Source organism: Fibrisoma limi BUZ 3 (assembly GCF_000296815.2).
GTDB lineage: Bacteria > Bacteroidota > Bacteroidia > Cytophagales > Spirosomataceae > Fibrisoma > Fibrisoma limi.
In genome coordinates, this window is sequence record NZ_CAIT01000004.1 from 290,539 (window position 1) to 305,256 (window position 14,718).

The following is a 14,718-nucleotide window of genomic DNA, read 5'->3' on the forward strand; positions in this document are numbered from 1 at the left end:
TAGCTAATTGAATATAGTATTCGTCAAATAGACGCCTGACTTACGGAGCCGTGGGCTGTCCATACGTTCGCTGATCGAGCGAAACAGATTGGCCAAACGGTTTCTTTTTGATCTTCACAACCAGTAGGTTGTCAAAATCGCCGGACTCAATTTTGGGTAGGGTTGGCTGGGTGCCCAGGCCCTTCGCTACGTCCAGAATTGTGTTGCTGTGGCCTACCACCAGTACGTCTTTGCCCCGGATGCGTTGAAGCCGCTCAACGATCCGCTGTGTCGATTGCGCCGGGTAATTGACGATTGGAACGCCAGTCTGTCTGGCAAGCGGTTCGGCGGTCTGCCGGGTACGTCGGTACGGAGTGGAGAAGATCGAGTCAATGCCGGCGCTACGTAAGGTTTCGGCCAGGGCTGCGGCCCGTTCGTGCCCGACCGTAGTGAGATTGGTCGAGTCGGTTTCGTCTACTTTTTCGGCATGGCGGACAATGTAGACGGTTGTGGTAGCGCAGCCGGAGGCCATCAGATAGATAAGCCCGGCTGTAACGAATTGTACGATGGGGTGTACGCGCATGAGTGGCGGATTTTTAGCAAATTACGGTCAAGTAAAGCTATAAAGCGAATTGTAACTAATCAGACGTGGTTTTCGTTACGATCTAACCAACACCTCTTTCCCATCGTATGCCCTCCATTGAAACGCTGAAACAGTTTCCAGCCTTTGCTGCCGTTCCGTCCGAGCAGCTTCAATGGCTGCTCGACCGCGCCGAAGAACAATCCTATTCCCGTGAGCAGGTTATTACCAAAGCCGGTGAGCCTATTGACCACCTGACGCTGGTGCTCGACGGGCGCATTCGCATCGACGGCGGGCCCAACGGTCAGGCCGACGAAATTGCGGTGTATGAAAGCCACGGCATTCTGGGGCTGCTGCCGTTTTCCCGTATGGTTAAAGCCGTAAGTCGGATAGTGGCTGAGCAACCAGCACACGTACTGCTGCTGCACCGTACGCATCTGCGCGAGATGCCCGCAACCTGCTACGAGTTGACCGAAGCCCTGGTGCATCAGATGACCACACGCGTACGGGATTTTACGAAGCTTGTGCAGCAGAACGAGAAGCTGGCGTCGCTGGGGCGATTGTCGGCGGGACTGGCCCATGAGCTGAATAACCCCGTAGCCGCCGTGGTTCGGTCGGCCGACACGCTTCGGGAACACATGCGGGCCACGCCCGACGCGTTCAAGACCATCATGCACCTGAACCTGACGGATGAGCACGTTGATGCGGTCAACGAAGCACTATTCCGGCGACTGGATCAAAAGCCCCCGACCCTCACGCTGATTGAGCGGAGCAACCTGGAAGACGAGATCACCGACTGGCTCGACGACCACGATGTACCCGACAGCCTGGACCTGGCCGGGCCGCTGGTTGAATACGGCTTTACGACCGATGATCTTGACTGGGTGCTCGACCGCGCCGATGAGAAGAACATCGGTGGAGTAATCAACTGGCTGGTTAACAACCTGATTACCGAGAAACTGGTCATGGATATCAGCGAGGCTTCCAAACGTATCTCGACGCTGGTCGGCTCGATCAAAAACTACACCCACATGGACCGGGGGGCGGGTCGCGAAAGCGTCCGGCTGAGCGAAGGCATCCGCAGTACGCTGACGCTCCTGGATCATAAGCTCAAAGCCAAGCACATCAGCGTTGAGGTGGACGTACCGGACAATCTGCCGATGGTTTGCGGCTACCCGGGCGAGCTGAACCAAGTCTGGACGAACCTGATCGATAACGCCATCGATGCCCTGCCCGATGGCGGTAAGCTGGCGATTACGGGTGAAATTGACCGCGAGTTTGTGCTGACCAAAGTGATCGACAACGGTACGGGTATCCCCGACGACGTAAAGGATAAAATATTTGATCCGTTCTTTACGACAAAAGCGATAGGGCAGGGTACCGGCCTGGGCCTCGACATCGTGAAAGGAATCGTGAAGCACCACAACGGTTCCATTAAAGTTCAGTCGCAGCCCGGCCATACCGAATTCAGCGTCTGCATCCCGATCGAATGATTTAACTAATCCTATGAAGCTACCCATCATCCTTTCCATCGACGATGATCCACAGGTGTTGCAGGCCGTTCAGCAGGACCTGCGCAAACAATACCGGAAACAATACCGTGTCATCTGCACGACGTCGGCGCAGGAGGCCCTTGATTCCCTGACTGAACTGAAAAAGAAGGGTGAAGTGGTCGCCATGTTCCTCTCCGACCAGCGGATGCCTGGGATGGCCGGGGTTGATTTCCTGACGAAAGCAAGGGTTATTTATCCCGAGGCTAAACGGGCGTTGCTGACGGCCTATTCCGACATCGACGCGGCTGTGCGGGCGATCAACGAAGTGCAACTGGACTATTACATCGCCAAGCCCTGGGACCCGCCCGAAGAAAAACTCTATCCCGTACTCGACGATCTGCTCAGCGACTGGCAGTCGAATCATAAACCCGATTTTGAAGGGCTGCGGCTGATTGGCTACCAGTTTTCGCCCCGCTCGCACGAGTTGAAGGATTTTCTGGCCGGCAACCTCTTTCCGTACCAGTGGCTCGACATCGAAACGGACCCCAAAGCGCAGGAGTTGCTTGATCTCCATAGCGTTGAGCGAAAAGATATACCCGCCGTCGTGCTTGAAGATGGCACCATACTCCTCCAGCCGAGCCTGAGTGAACTGGGCGAAAAGCTGGGGTTGAAGCCCAAAGCGATGGAGTCGCTTTACGATCTGGCCATCATCGGGGCAGGACCGGCCGGGCTGGCCGCGGCCGTATACGGCGGCTCCGAAGGACTGAAAACAATCCTGATCGACAAGCGGGCGCCGGGAGGGCAGGCTGGTACCAGCTCCCGAATCGAAAACTACCTGGGTTTTCCATCAGGACTGAGCGGAGCCGATCTGGCACGCCGGGCCATTACGCAGGCGCAACGGTTCGGCGTTGAGTTTCTGGCTCCGCAGGAAGTGGTCGAGATCAGTTCGCAGGGGCAATACAAACACATCCGGATGGCTGATGGCAGTGAGGTGCTGACCCGCGCTATTTTGCTCAGCACAGGCGTGTCGTACCACAAGCTTGAAAACGAAAGCCTGGATAAATTTACCGGTGCGGGGGTTTACTACGGAGCCGCCACCACCGAAGCCTACGCATTCAAAGGGCAGCCGGTGTACATCGTCGGGGGAGGAAACTCGGCTGGGCAAGGGGCTATGTACCTATCCCGAACGGCCTCGGAGGTATTTATCTGTATCCGCCGGTCGAGCCTGAGCGAAACCATGTCGCAATACCTGATCGACCAGATCGAAAAAACGCCGAACATCACGCTTTTGCCCTGTACGGAAGTAGTGGAAGGCCTGGGCAACGAGCGGCTGGAGTGCCTGGTGCTTGAAGACATGAACACCAACGAACGGCGCACGGTGAAAGCGGGCGGTCTGTTCATTTTCATCGGTGCCAAACCCCTGACCGACTGGATCGAAATGGACATCATCAAAGACAACCGGGGCTTCATCGAAACAGGACGAGGTCTGGCCCGCTACGATGACTTCAAAAAATCGTGGAAGCTGAACCGGGAGCCGTACGCACTGGAAACGTGTAGTGCCGGAATCTTTGCCGCTGGCGATGTGCGGGCAGGAGCCATGAACCGCGTAGCCTCAGCCGTGGGCGAAGGGGCTATGGCGGTTAGCTTTGTGCACAAGTATCTGGCTGAGAACTGAGTTCGTGGTTGTTGTAGTTGCTACGCTGTTCTTAACATCCAGGTAGAGCCACGAACCATTAACCATGAACCACGAACGTTACACGTAAAACCAACCCACTTTATGCCTAAACAACAGGTATGCAACCACCTAGCCGAGCTAACCGAAATCAAACCCGCTCATGCCTACGTTTGTGACGAATGTGTGAAAGTAGGCGGGACGTGGGTACACCTGCGTACGTGCCAGACCTGCGGCACCACGCTCTGCTGCGACTCGTCGCCGGCCCGTCATGCCACGCAGCATTTCCACGCGTTGGGCCATCCGGTGGTGGCATCGGCCGAACCGGGCGAGCGCTGGGTGTGGTGTTATGCCGATCAGCAAATGGCGCAGTATTAGCGGCCGACTGGTACCAGATAAACACGAACGCGCCCCGATCAACTGACCAGGGCGCGTTCGTGTTTGTTGCTATGTTGTTTACTGCAGGCTGATCGTACGCTCAACCACAGGGGCCTTCGTTGATACTGTGAACGGATACGTATTCGTGGTCTGGCCGTCGTTCACTTCGACTTTATATTGACCATCCGTAACCTGTTGCAGATTGAATTTAACCCGGTACGTACCTGACTTACGGTTCAGTGACTGGGCAGCCAGTTCGTTTCCTTTGTTGTCAACTACCCGGATTTGCAGCACTTTGGTAGCGGGTTTTTCAACAATTACGTTCAGTACGTCGTAGTTAGCCGTTGGATAGATAGCTACCTGGTATGAAGCTTCCGTTTTCTTAACGACTACATCGTCAATTGAGGGGGCCGTTGTTTTAGCGTCTACAGTATAAGCGGTTGTCAGCGCAAAAGCGACCAGCAGGGATTTGAAGACAGTTTTCATGGCGTGTAAATGGTTTTTGTGTTGTTCTTTGTTGTTTACGATTCAAAGGTATAGCGGTCTGCTAACGTAGCCACTATCATCTTACGCCAATGGTTATAATAGCGGGGTGAACCGTACAAAATTCGGTTTGAATGGTTTTAGGTCTATTATGATCGGTGAAATGAGCCAAATAAGAGGTTTATTGCCAAATAAAGTAGAAGTACGCAATAATTAACTGTCAAACTGCGCAGAACTACGTAAACGTTCTACAAGCCGGTCAAACTGCCTAATTATATGAACGTTTTCGATTAGCGGCTTGCCTCGTTTAATACGGCCGAACAGCAGCGTCTTTCCGCCGTCGGTGAGGGTAGGGGCAAACTCGGCATCGGCCGTGTTAATATCAGGCCCCAGGTTCTGTGGGCGGCTCCACCGGCCATTTTGGTTGAACGAGATTACCAGGTCGCCGTCTCCGTAATCCTGCTGGCTATCGCGCCCGACGTAAATGATAAAGTCCTCGTTCGGCGCAATGCAGGGGTTCCCTTCGTAATCGCCGGTGTTCAACGTAGTGCCAAGGTTTTCCGGTTTCTGGTAAACGCCATTGCGCTGAACGGAGCGCCAGATGTCGGCTTTACCCAGTCCACCCTGCCGTGTAGACGAAAAATATAAGGTACCGTTGGCCGCCACGCTGGCGTAAAAATCCGACGAATCGGAGTTGACCGTAGCGCCCAGGTGATACGGTTCACTCCAGCCTTTGTTTGTCCGGCGAATGGCCCAGATGTCGAAATCGCCGGGTTGATTTCGGCCGGGCTTCGGCCGGTTCGAGTTAAAAATCAACGTACTGCCATCGGGCGAAAAGAAGGGATCAATGTCTTTGTACTGGCCCGAAAAGGGAACCCGGCTTGGTTTCTGCCACTGGCCATTTTGCCGGCTGGTCGTGTAGAGGTGGAGGGTGTCGCGCCCGCCGTATGACTTGACGAAGAAGGCCGTCTGCCCGTCGGGGGCGATGGTAAGGCCAAACACGTCGTTGGTAGAAACTGTGTCCGGCGCGTATAGAGGGGCTTTGTCGATGCGGTTGAAAATCTTGCTGACAACCTGCCAGCGTCCGTCGATCTTCAGCAGGTTGAAGTAATCGATGAACGTGTGCGTCGGTGCGTTGATTTCGAGCTTGGCCTGGGCGGCTGTTCCCGTAATGTCAATGGCCAGAATGCGGGTTGTGCGGTTGGCACGCTGGCCCGCCGACGCCTTTGCCCGGTTCAGGTAATCGGCGATGGGTACATCCCGAAATTGCCCCGTAGTTTTATCCACAAACTTCATCGTTGCCGATGGGTGAAAGGCACGGATCAGCCGGGTTGTATCGCCGTAAGTACCGCCGTCTAGGTAATCAAGTGCGGCCGCTTCGACCTGGGCACGTTCGGTTTGCTGGGCTGTGGCCGGCAGACAGCCAATCAGCAGCAGGAGGGCGGTAGTCAGGTGCTTGTTCATTTGGATGAGTTGTTTTTAGGCCGGCAAGTTTCCGTAACGACGTAGCGATCAGCAAGTAAAGTAGACCCCTGCCCCGGTTTTTTCGGCCGAATGGGCCAATGGCCGTCTGTCGAAAAAATGAGGTCACCCGTCGAAATGCTGGTCGTGGCTCGGTTGATTTCGCTTATCTTCCCGGAATGAAAAAGCCTGTTTTGCCGTGGGTTCAGGTGGGGCTGTGGGTGATGGTGTACCTGCTGCTGCTGGTCTATACGATCCAGAAGGGAAGCGACTGGCAGTATGGGTTCGTGTACACAACCGTTGGGGTGGTGTTTTACGTCGTGACGGTATATCTCCATGCAAATTGGTTGCTGCCGCGTTTCTTCTACCAGGGACACCGTGGGTACTATGCTCTGTTTGCCAGTTTGCTCCTGGTCGGGCTGGTGTTGGTCCGGATGTGGCTGGAATACGAACTGTTGTTCATCCGGTTAAATCAGCACCAGTTCTTCGGCTGGAACGCTGCCCATGCCGCTTTCGATTCGATCACGATTCTGCTGGCGTTCCTGTTCGGGTTTCTGCTGCGGGTAGCCATCAATTACGTTGACCTGCTCCAGCGCGAAGAACGGCTGCGCAGTCAGCAAACCGCCAGCGAACTTGCCCTATTGAAGTCGCAGGTGCAGCCCCATTTTCTATTCAATACGTTGAACAACATTTACGCGCTGGCCGTAGCCCGGTCGGAGCAGACGGCCGAAGTGGTGGCCCGGTTGTCGGACATTATGCGGTATTTTGTTGACGAAGCGCCCAAGGACCGGGTGCCCCTCTCGTCGGAGATGACATTTATTCAGAATTACCTCGAACTGGAGCAGATTCGGCTGCGCTATCCGCTACCGGTGCAGGTTTGTGTTAACGTGGCCAACCCGGCCCCAGCCATCCCGCCCATGCTGTTGATTCCGTTCGTGGAGAATGTCTTCAAACACGGCATCGACAAGACCCGCCCCGACAACGAAGCGGAAATTCGGCTGACGTATCAACAGGAACGGCTGGATTTTCTGGTGCGGAACAAAGTCTTCCAGACGTCGGAAGGGCCGTGGCGCGGGCTGGCTAATCTACAGCGTCGGCTGGAACTGGTGTATCCCGGTCGTTTCGAGATGCAGGTGTTTCAGGAGAAGGAGTATTTTTATGCGTCGTTAGTCATTTCCCGCCCATGAGTCTGACCTGCCTGATCGTTGATGATGAGCCACTGGCCGTGCAGTTGCTGGAGGGGCATATTCGCCTGACGCCCTTCCTGACCCATGCCCACACCTGCTACCACGCCCTCGAAGCGCTCAAATGGCTGGAAACGAATACGGTCGACCTGATTTTTCTGGACATCAACATGCCGTATCTGTCGGGTGTTCAGTTGAAGGCCCTGCTGCCGACGCAACAGCCGGTCATCTTCACAACCGCTTATTCCGACTATGCCGTAGAGAGTTACGAACTCAACGCGGTGGATTACCTGCTGAAGCCCATTACGTTCGACCGCTTCCTGAAAGCCGCCATGAAGGTCCGCAAGGCAGGGGAGCATCCCCAGGTACCGGCCGTACCGTCTGTAACCGAGTCGGACACGTACATTTACATCAAATCCGGTAAGGACTACCTGAACGTAGCTTACGACGACATCCTGTACATCGAAGCTCTGAAAGACTACGTCACCGTGGTCACGCCAACGGCCCGGATCATTGCCTACAAACGCCTGAAGGACCTGGAACAAACGCTGCCCGGCCAGTTCAGTCGGGTACACCTGTCGTACATCGTCAACCACAACAAAATACAGAAAGTGGTGGCCAATCACATCTGGATTGGTACGCAGCAAATCCCGCTCAGCGATACGTACCGGGCCGCGTTCCTGCAACGGATCGAGCGGCAACTGTGGTAGTTGGGGCTATTCTAGAGCCATTCGAGGGATGAAAACGGGCTGGTGATGCAGGCAAATCATGGATGAAGTTATAATTTGCACCGACCTGCATAGCGCCGATCATTCATGACGACAACACGACCCATCAAAGCCCTCTTCCTCGACATAGGGGGCGTATTGCTGACCAATGGCTGGGACCGGGATGCCCGGCGTCGGGCCGCCGACCTGTTCGGTCTTGATCACGACGAACTGAACGAACGCCATCACCTGACGTTCGATACGTACGAAGAAGGCAAGCTGAGCCTGGACGACTACCTGAAACGGATCGTTTTTTACGAAGAACGCTCATTTTCAGAGCTGGAGTTTACCCGCTTCATTATGGAACAGTCGCAGCCGTTCCCCGATATGATTCAACTAATCAGCCAGTTGAAACAACGCCACGGCCTGAAACTGCTGGCAGTCAACAACGAGGGGCGGGAGATCAACGAGTACCGCATCAAACAGTTTGGACTGGATAAATTCATCGACGCGTTTGTGTCGTCCTGCTACGTCCATTTTCGTAAGCCCGACACCGATCTGTTTCGGCTGGCGCTGGATGTAGCGCAGGTCGACCCGCAGCAGGTCGTCTATATTGATGACCGGCGCATGTTCGTGGAGGTGGCCCGGTCGATGGGCATGAACTGCCTGCATCACACCAGCTACGAATCGACGGTGCAGGTCCTGGCTAACCTTGGCCTGGCGCTATAGGCGCAGAAACGGGTAGCGGAGGTATAGGGAAGTGGTGTCAGGTGCAGCACCTGACACCACTTCCCTATACCTCCGCTACCCCACTCCGATTACATTAATTGCCGCATAGGCAGGATGATGCGGAACGTAGCGCCCTGTCCTTCGGCTGATTCAGCCCAGATTTCCCCCTGGTGATTTACTACAATCCGCTGACATAGCGCCAGGCCAATGCCGGTGCCCTCGTAGCGCTGCCGATGATGCAGGCGCTGGAACAAACCAAAGATTTTTGGCGCAAACGCCGGATCGAAACCAATACCATTGTCGGCAACACTAATTTCGCAATGCGGCACCTGCTGATTCAGATGGTCGCGAGCCGCTAACTCATCGGGCGTAAGCTGGCGGGATGAGATGGTAATGGCCGGTGGTACGTCGTCGCGGACGAACTTGAGCGCATTGCTGATCAGGTTGTGGAACAACTGCGTCATCTGCAACGGAATGGCATCGATCGTGCAAAGGGTGTCGTAGGTGACGCGGGCGTTCTTCTGACTCAGCAGCAGGTCAAAGTCCTTTAGCACGGACGTAACCGTTTCGGTCAGGTTTACATCCCTGACAAATCGGACGTTCTGGCTGATGCGGGAAAAATCAAGGATATTTTTGATCAGCACCGACATGCGGTTGGCCGAATCCTGCATTTTGGTCAGGTAGTCGAGGTCTTCTCCACTGACGTTCGATTGCAGGCGCTCAGAAAGCAGGCTGGCGTAGAGCTGAATTTTGCGCAGGGGTTCCTGTAAATCATGCGACGCTACGTAGGCATAGCGTTCCAGTTCCTGATTCGACTGCTGAAGCTGTAGGTTCGATTTTTTTAATTCTTCCGTCCGTAACTGTACCTGATTCTCCAGTTCATACTCCGTCATCCGCTGGGCCGTAATGTCCTGCGAGGTACCCCGTAGCAGATACGGCACATCCTGTTCATTAAACAAAACGCGGGCCTGCGTTCGCAGAATGTGCTCCTGGCCGGTTAGCTGGTTTACAACGGTGTACTCCAGGTCCATCCGACTGCCCGATTCCAGGTGCATGGCCGCCCGAAACTTCTGGTCTACCTGCGCCCGGTCTTTTTCATGAATGCACCTGGAAATGAGCTCAGGCGTAACCGCTTCGGTCGTGCCCAGCCAATCCTTCACCCGGTCAGATGAAGTCATTTCACCTGTCAGCAAGTTGATTGTCCAGGTTGCTAGTTCGGCCAGATCAACGGCTTCGCTAAGACTCTCCTGGGCTTCCTGTAGTTGTTGTTTGGCCAGGACGTGGTGCGTCACATCGACGGCCATGTTCAGAATGGCGTACACATTGCCATCGGCGTCGTGGAGGGGCTTGTAAGTAAACGTAAAGTAGAAGCTTTGCAGTACCCCGTCAATCACCAGATCGGCGCGGTCTTCGGTGGCCTGGTAGGCAACTCCCGTGGTATACACATCGGCCAGCAGTTGGTGAAAAGGCTGACCTTCCAGTTCAGGTAAGGCGTGGCGCAGTTTTTTTCCAATCGCGGATGCGTCTTTGCCCCACAGTTTCAGCATTGCGTCGTTGGCCAGTTGAATGACCATGTCCGGACCGGCATAAACGGCCGTAGCGAAGGGCGCATCCAGCACCAGATGGCGGAACCGCTTTTCGCTTTCTTCCAGTTCTTTTTTGGCTTTTACCTGCGGGGTCACCTCGGTAGCGACAGTCAGTACGCCGTTGATGGAACCGTCGGTATCCCGAACGGGTGCGTACACAAAATTGAAGAAGCAATCGTCCAGTTGCCCGTTGCGGTAGAGTTTGACCGGAGTCTCATAGCCATAATACGGGTTTCCGGATGTGTAAACGCCTTTATAGAGGTCAATAAACCCCTGTTCTTCAATTTCGGGAAGAGCGTCGGCCAGCGGAAGACCAATTATGTCGGCGGTCCGGCCCAAAAGGTTGAGCATGTAGTCGTTGGCCGATTCGAAAACCAGCTTATCGCCCCGGAGCAGCGTAATGGCTACCGGTGCCTGCATGATCATACCCCGGAACCGCTCTTCACTTTCCATTAAGGCCTGTTGGGTCGCCAGTTCCGGGCGCATATCCCGCATCACGGCCCCTATCGCAATGGGCTTACCGCTGTCGGGGTCGTCGATCCGGATCGTATTGTTGAATACCGGAAAAATTTCGCTGGTTTTCAGGTTCCGGACCAGCATCTTGCCCGACCAGCGGCCGAGGTTCATGACCGAGGGCAGAACGTCCTGCTCTACCAGAGAAAAATGCTCGGGTGCGTGAAGTTCGGCGATGGGCGTTTCCTGAACCTGCTGAAACGAGTCGAAGCCCAGCATGTCCATCCCGGCCTTGTTGAGGTAGGAATTTTTGCCGTCCAGTTCCAGAATGGACATAAGTTCAACGCTGTTGTCGACCAGCGTGAGCAGTTTTCGCTGGGCTTCTTCGGCGGCTAGTTCCGGGCGCAGGTCGCGCATGGTGAACCCGCGACCGATGGGTTTACCCGTACGGGGGTCGTCGATCCGGATCCCGCTGGCATGGCAGAGAATCGGTTCGTCCGTCTGGAAATGCCGCAGCACCACCTGTCCCGACCAGTGGCCCTGCTCCAGGACTGTTGGCACCGCTACGTCGCGAATGAAGCTGAAATGGTCCGGTGCGTAAAAATCAGCTACCGTCTTTCCCGCAGTCAGGTCGGCTTCGGCCAGCCCAACGAGTTCGCGTCCGGCCCGGTTAACGTAGGTAACTTGTCCGTCAAGCGTAGCGATCGCCATAAAGTTCTGGCTGTTCTCAACCAGTTTCAGGAGTTTCTGCTGTTCGTCACGCAGCGCTACGTCGGCGGTGATGTCCTTGATGATGGAGAAAAGGCTTTCGGGCTTTCCTGCCTCATCGAAACTGATGGTGGTCTGGCTGTCGGTCCAGATGACGCTGCCATCCTTCCGAATCCATCGTCGCTGGACGTTTATGGTGTTTTCAGTCCCGGGTAGTAAGGTTTGCAACCGACTGTGAAAATCGGGGAGTTCATCGGGGTGGAGGATGACCGTGAACGTGTTGTTGTGAAGTTCCTCGGCCGCATAGCCGGTCATCTGGCAGAACGCCTTGTTAAACTCGATAAACGTACCGTCTGGCTCAGAAATAACAATGCCAACCGACGCATTGTCAAAAGCAGTCTGAAAGCGTTTTTCCGCGTTTCGAAGAGCGGTTTCCCGGCGTCGGTCTTCCGTAATGTCGAGCAGGGTTCCGGCTAATCGGTACGGGCGACCGTTGTCATCAACGTACAGTTTGCCGTGGCATCGAATCCAGCGCAGCCGACCATCGTCGGCACCGACGACGCGAAATTTACGATCAAATCGACCGGTTAAACCAGCCTGCAAAGCCTGTTCTATATTCGAGTCAACACCGGCGCGGTCGTCCGGATGAATGAGCCCCAGCAGTTCGGTCAGGTGAATAAACTCTCCTTTTGAATAGCCGAAGAACGACCGGCTGCGTTCGTCCCATTTGACCAGACTATTCGTCGGGTCGAGGTTCCACGTACCCAACTCTGCCGATTCCAGCGCAATACGCCAGTCTTCGTGTTTTTCCTGCTGCGCCTGTTGCAGTCGGACCCGCTCAGATAAGTCGGTCATCGCTCCAACCATCCGGATGGTTTTGCCGTTGTGGCGAATGGTGAACCCCCGGTCGTATACGTGTGCATAGGTGCCATTAGCCAGCCGGAATCTGTATTCATCCGACCACTCGCTGCCCTGTTCAATAACTTCGTGTATCCGGTTGACCACCCGTTCTTTATCGTCGGGGTGAATCCGGCCGTACCAGAATTCTACGCCCGGTTCGATGGTTTCGGTATGGCTGCCAAACAATTTTTCAAACCCTTCGTTACGCCAGATCTGGTTGGTTTCCAAGTTCCAGTCCCAGAAAATATCATGAGTTGCCCGGGCTATGAGTTCAAACCGTTCATCGGCCGGTGCCGTGTACTCATCAACGGGATTCTGATTGTCAGGCATGCGTGGCTTTTACGTTACAGGTGTCAGGAATACTTACTTCATGGCCTCAAGTTAACGGGCTGAGCTACCGGCGCGTAAACGCACAGCATATAACACATCTAATCCAGGATCAGTTATCGGTTAGACGCCTTTCACAAACAAAATAGCCCACAGCGAAGCACCGTGGACTATCCGGTAGTTCCATTTTGTACTCAATGGATGTTACAAATATATTGAATAAAGTATACGGTGCTTTCCTGGAGGAAAGTCCGGAATCATCCAGGTAGGGTCAGACACTACTTTACTGAATTTGTGGTGCTGCTAAGGAGCGTTTTCAGGAACTGGCTGAGGCTGTTAATGCTCTGTTGGATGGTTGTGATAGGGGAGAGCTGATCAGGGCGGGGGGCGCTGCCGGCCAGCGTATCCGACGCTGAAACAATAGACTGAAGCAGAGGCTGAGCGTCCGTTTGGAGCGTATGCCTGGCAACCACGATGGCCTGATGCTCGGCTTTCTGTTTCTGTTGGGCTTCGGTGAGGGCCAACTGAGTTTTTCGCAGTTCAAACTCCGTACTTACCCACCTCGCCAGCGCTTTCAACGACATTAGCTGATTGTCGGTGAGGGTACGGGGGCGGTGGTCGATGACGCATAGGGAGCCAAGCGCGTGACCATCGGGGTTAACGAGCGGTACACCAGCATAGAACACTACCCGGGGATCGCTAACGGTGAGGGGATTGTCGAAAAAACGATCGTCGGTACGTGCGTCCGGAACAACGAAAATTTCGTCGGGCTTCAGAATCGCATGGGCGCAGAACGAGTATTCGCGGGGTGTTTCGTCGTCGTTTAACCGCCGTTTTGACTTGAACCACTGCCGATCTTCATCCACCAGACTGACCAGCGAAATGGGTGTGCGGCAAATCTCAGAAGCCAGCCGGGTGATGTCATCGTATACTCCCTCAGGTAGGGTATCCAGGATGTTGTACGAATGTAAGGCTTTCAGGCGTTCAGACTCGTCGTCGGGCAGGGGGGCTGATTTCATCAGATGTGTATGGTGATAGAAACAAAGATAGCGACAAATAGGAACGGAATTGCATCACGTCGACCAGAGGGCTATCGCAAGTCGCGGAGGTTGAAGCCGTACAGCACGGCGAAAATGATGCTGAAAAAGACCCCGAACGTATGCAGGAAGGCGTCGCTGCCGGCCAGTATGAACGGTAAAATTAAGCCGGTCGACACACCCAGCAGGTAAATCCAGAAGCCGATCCGGCGGAGTCGAAACATCAGAATTGCGCCAATCAGTGTGAGCAGTGAATACACAAATTGAGCAATGGCCAGCGAACGGATCTCTTCCGGATCGCCGGGCATGGGAGCATCGCCCGATGACCGGTCCTCGAAGTATTCGGTAGGCTGTTGTTTTTGCTGTTCAGGGGTTAGTGTCCGCTTAATGTAGGGAGTTTGCGAAATGGCATCGGTCCGCCAGAACGAAACGGCCGAATCAAAAAGGCCCCAGCCGCAACTCAGAAAGGTTAATACACAAAGAAGGGTCAGAAATTGGGAACGCATGCTATTGGGCGGGTTAAAACCCACTTTATACTGTTAAGGCAGACATCCGTCCGCTATACCTAAAAACCTTATTTTCGCGCGAGAGTTTCCATAATGAAAACTCAATAACCAGCTATTCGTATGAGCCTCCAGGAACTAACCGAACAAATCCGCACCAAAGCTACTCACGCCGACAGCCTGAACGCAACCGCCAAGATCGTAACCGAACAGGGTGTTGTTTATATTGATGCAACCCAATCGCCGGCTGTTGTATCGAACGACGACCAGCCCGCCGATTGTGAACTACACGTCAAAATAGACGATCTGGTACGTATGGGCACCGGCGACTTGAACCCCATGATGGCGTTTATGTCCGGCAAGTTAAAAGTAAAAGGCGACATGGGCGTAGCCATGAAGATGGGCCAGGTGATGGCGTAAATTAAAGAGCGAAAGAGTGAAAGATTGAAAGAGCGATTTGATAAATTCGCTTATTCACTCCGCCATTGCGATGGTGCGCCACAGCGATGGTTTGTTTCACTCTTTCACTCATTCGCTC

13 protein-coding genes are annotated in these 14,718 nt (G+C 54.4%); 7 read left to right on the forward strand and 6 right to left on the reverse strand.

The window, feature by feature from the left end:
- Nucleotides 1-40 precede the first annotated feature (40 nt).
- Nucleotides 41-562, reverse strand: coding sequence for a SixA phosphatase family protein (locus BN8_RS01795; protein ID WP_009280058.1), 522 nt, complete (start codon nt 560-562; stop codon nt 41-43).
- 107 nt (nt 563-669) lie between these two features.
- Between BN8_RS01795 and BN8_RS01800 the strand changes: the two genes are divergently transcribed.
- The 3 genes from BN8_RS01800 to BN8_RS01810 all read left to right on the forward strand — a co-directional run bounded on the left by BN8_RS01800 (nt 670) and on the right by BN8_RS01810 (nt 4,102).
- Nucleotides 670-2,052 (forward strand): sensor histidine kinase, encoded by a 1,383-nt coding sequence (locus BN8_RS01800; protein ID WP_009280059.1) that lies wholly within the window; start codon nt 670-672, stop codon nt 2,050-2,052.
- 13 nt (nt 2,053-2,065) lie between these two features.
- Nucleotides 2,066-3,727, forward strand: coding sequence for an FAD-dependent oxidoreductase (locus BN8_RS01805; RefSeq protein WP_009280060.1), 1,662 nt, complete (start codon nt 2,066-2,068; stop codon nt 3,725-3,727).
- A 102-nt stretch (nt 3,728-3,829) separates the two neighbouring features.
- Nucleotides 3,830-4,102, forward strand: a complete 273-nt coding sequence (locus BN8_RS01810) for a UBP-type zinc finger domain-containing protein (protein WP_009280061.1) — start codon at nt 3,830-3,832, stop codon at nt 4,100-4,102.
- A gap of 78 nt (nt 4,103-4,180) precedes the next feature.
- On the opposite strand, the gene BN8_RS01815 is transcribed toward BN8_RS01810, so the two are convergent.
- A complete protein-coding gene (locus BN8_RS01815; protein ID WP_009280062.1) occupies nt 4,181-4,588 on the reverse strand; it encodes a T9SS type A sorting domain-containing protein in 408 nt (135 codons plus the stop codon).
- A 210-nt stretch (nt 4,589-4,798) separates the two neighbouring features.
- The gene (locus BN8_RS31465; RefSeq protein WP_009280063.1) at nt 4,799-6,049 is read right to left on the reverse strand and encodes a nuclear transport factor 2 family protein; all 1,251 of its coding nucleotides are present in this window, start codon (nt 6,047-6,049) and stop codon (nt 4,799-4,801) included.
- A 176-nt stretch (nt 6,050-6,225) separates the two neighbouring features.
- Between BN8_RS31465 and BN8_RS01825 the strand changes: the two genes are divergently transcribed.
- The 3 genes from BN8_RS01825 to BN8_RS01835 all read left to right on the forward strand — a co-directional run bounded on the left by BN8_RS01825 (nt 6,226) and on the right by BN8_RS01835 (nt 8,666).
- Entirely contained in the window at nt 6,226-7,233 is a 1,008-nt protein-coding gene (locus BN8_RS01825) for a sensor histidine kinase (protein WP_192579009.1), read from the forward strand.
- On the forward strand, nt 7,230-7,940 hold the full coding sequence (locus tag BN8_RS01830; RefSeq protein ID WP_009280065.1) for a LytR/AlgR family response regulator transcription factor: 711 nt from the start codon (nt 7,230-7,232) through the stop codon (nt 7,938-7,940). Before BN8_RS01825 ends, BN8_RS01830 begins: the two co-directional genes overlap by 4 nt.
- Nucleotides 7,941-8,045: 105 nt before the next feature.
- Nucleotides 8,046-8,666 carry an HAD family hydrolase gene (locus BN8_RS01835; RefSeq protein WP_009280066.1) on the forward strand — a complete coding sequence of 207 codons (621 nt, stop codon included), beginning with the start codon at nt 8,046-8,048 and terminating at the stop codon, nt 8,664-8,666.
- An 89-nt stretch (nt 8,667-8,755) separates the two neighbouring features.
- Here the strand turns inward: BN8_RS01835 and BN8_RS31470 are convergent, their stop codons facing one another.
- The 3 genes from BN8_RS31470 to BN8_RS01850 form a co-directional block, all read right to left on the reverse strand.
- A complete protein-coding gene (locus BN8_RS31470; RefSeq protein ID WP_009280067.1) occupies nt 8,756-12,643 on the reverse strand; it encodes a PAS domain S-box protein in 3,888 nt (1,295 codons plus the stop codon).
- A 275-nt stretch (nt 12,644-12,918) separates the two neighbouring features.
- Nucleotides 12,919-13,659, reverse strand: coding sequence for a GAF domain-containing protein (locus BN8_RS01845; protein ID WP_009280068.1), 741 nt, complete (start codon nt 13,657-13,659; stop codon nt 12,919-12,921).
- 71 nt (nt 13,660-13,730) lie between these two features.
- Complete coding sequence (locus BN8_RS01850) at nt 13,731-14,183, reverse strand: hypothetical protein (RefSeq protein WP_009280069.1); 453 nt, start codon at nt 14,181-14,183, stop codon at nt 13,731-13,733.
- 120 nt (nt 14,184-14,303) lie between these two features.
- Here BN8_RS01850 and BN8_RS01855 point away from each other — a divergent pair, with 120 nt between their 5' ends.
- Nucleotides 14,304-14,600, forward strand: a complete 297-nt coding sequence (locus BN8_RS01855; protein ID WP_009280070.1) for an SCP2 sterol-binding domain-containing protein — start codon at nt 14,304-14,306, stop codon at nt 14,598-14,600.
- Nucleotides 14,601-14,718 lie beyond the last annotated feature (118 nt).

Bases quoted from the DNA above. Each gene is read 5' to 3' on its own strand.
- BN8_RS01795 (WP_009280058.1), bottom strand. From the start codon at position 562: ATGCGCGTACACCCCATCGTACAATTCGTTACAGCCGGGCTTATCTAT.
- BN8_RS01800 (WP_009280059.1), top strand. From the start codon at position 670: ATGCCCTCCATTGAAACGCTGAAACAGTTTCCAGCCTTTGCTGCCGTT.
- BN8_RS01805 (WP_009280060.1), top strand. From the start codon at position 2,066: ATGAAGCTACCCATCATCCTTTCCATCGACGATGATCCACAGGTGTTG.
- BN8_RS01810 (WP_009280061.1), top strand. From the start codon at position 3,830: ATGCCTAAACAACAGGTATGCAACCACCTAGCCGAGCTAACCGAAATC.
- BN8_RS01815 (WP_009280062.1), bottom strand. From the start codon at position 4,588: ATGAAAACTGTCTTCAAATCCCTGCTGGTCGCTTTTGCGCTGACAACC.
- BN8_RS31465 (WP_009280063.1), bottom strand. From the start codon at position 6,049: ATGAACAAGCACCTGACTACCGCCCTCCTGCTGCTGATTGGCTGTCTG.
- BN8_RS01825 (WP_192579009.1), top strand. From the start codon at position 6,226: ATGAAAAAGCCTGTTTTGCCGTGGGTTCAGGTGGGGCTGTGGGTGATG.
- BN8_RS01830 (WP_009280065.1), top strand. From the start codon at position 7,230: ATGAGTCTGACCTGCCTGATCGTTGATGATGAGCCACTGGCCGTGCAG.
- BN8_RS01835 (WP_009280066.1), top strand. From the start codon at position 8,046: ATGACGACAACACGACCCATCAAAGCCCTCTTCCTCGACATAGGGGGC.
- BN8_RS31470 (WP_009280067.1), bottom strand. From the start codon at position 12,643: ATGCCTGACAATCAGAATCCCGTTGATGAGTACACGGCACCGGCCGAT.
- BN8_RS01845 (WP_009280068.1), bottom strand. From the start codon at position 13,659: ATGAAATCAGCCCCCCTGCCCGACGACGAGTCTGAACGCCTGAAAGCC.
- BN8_RS01850 (WP_009280069.1), bottom strand. From the start codon at position 14,183: ATGCGTTCCCAATTTCTGACCCTTCTTTGTGTATTAACCTTTCTGAGT.
- BN8_RS01855 (WP_009280070.1), top strand. From the start codon at position 14,304: ATGAGCCTCCAGGAACTAACCGAACAAATCCGCACCAAAGCTACTCAC.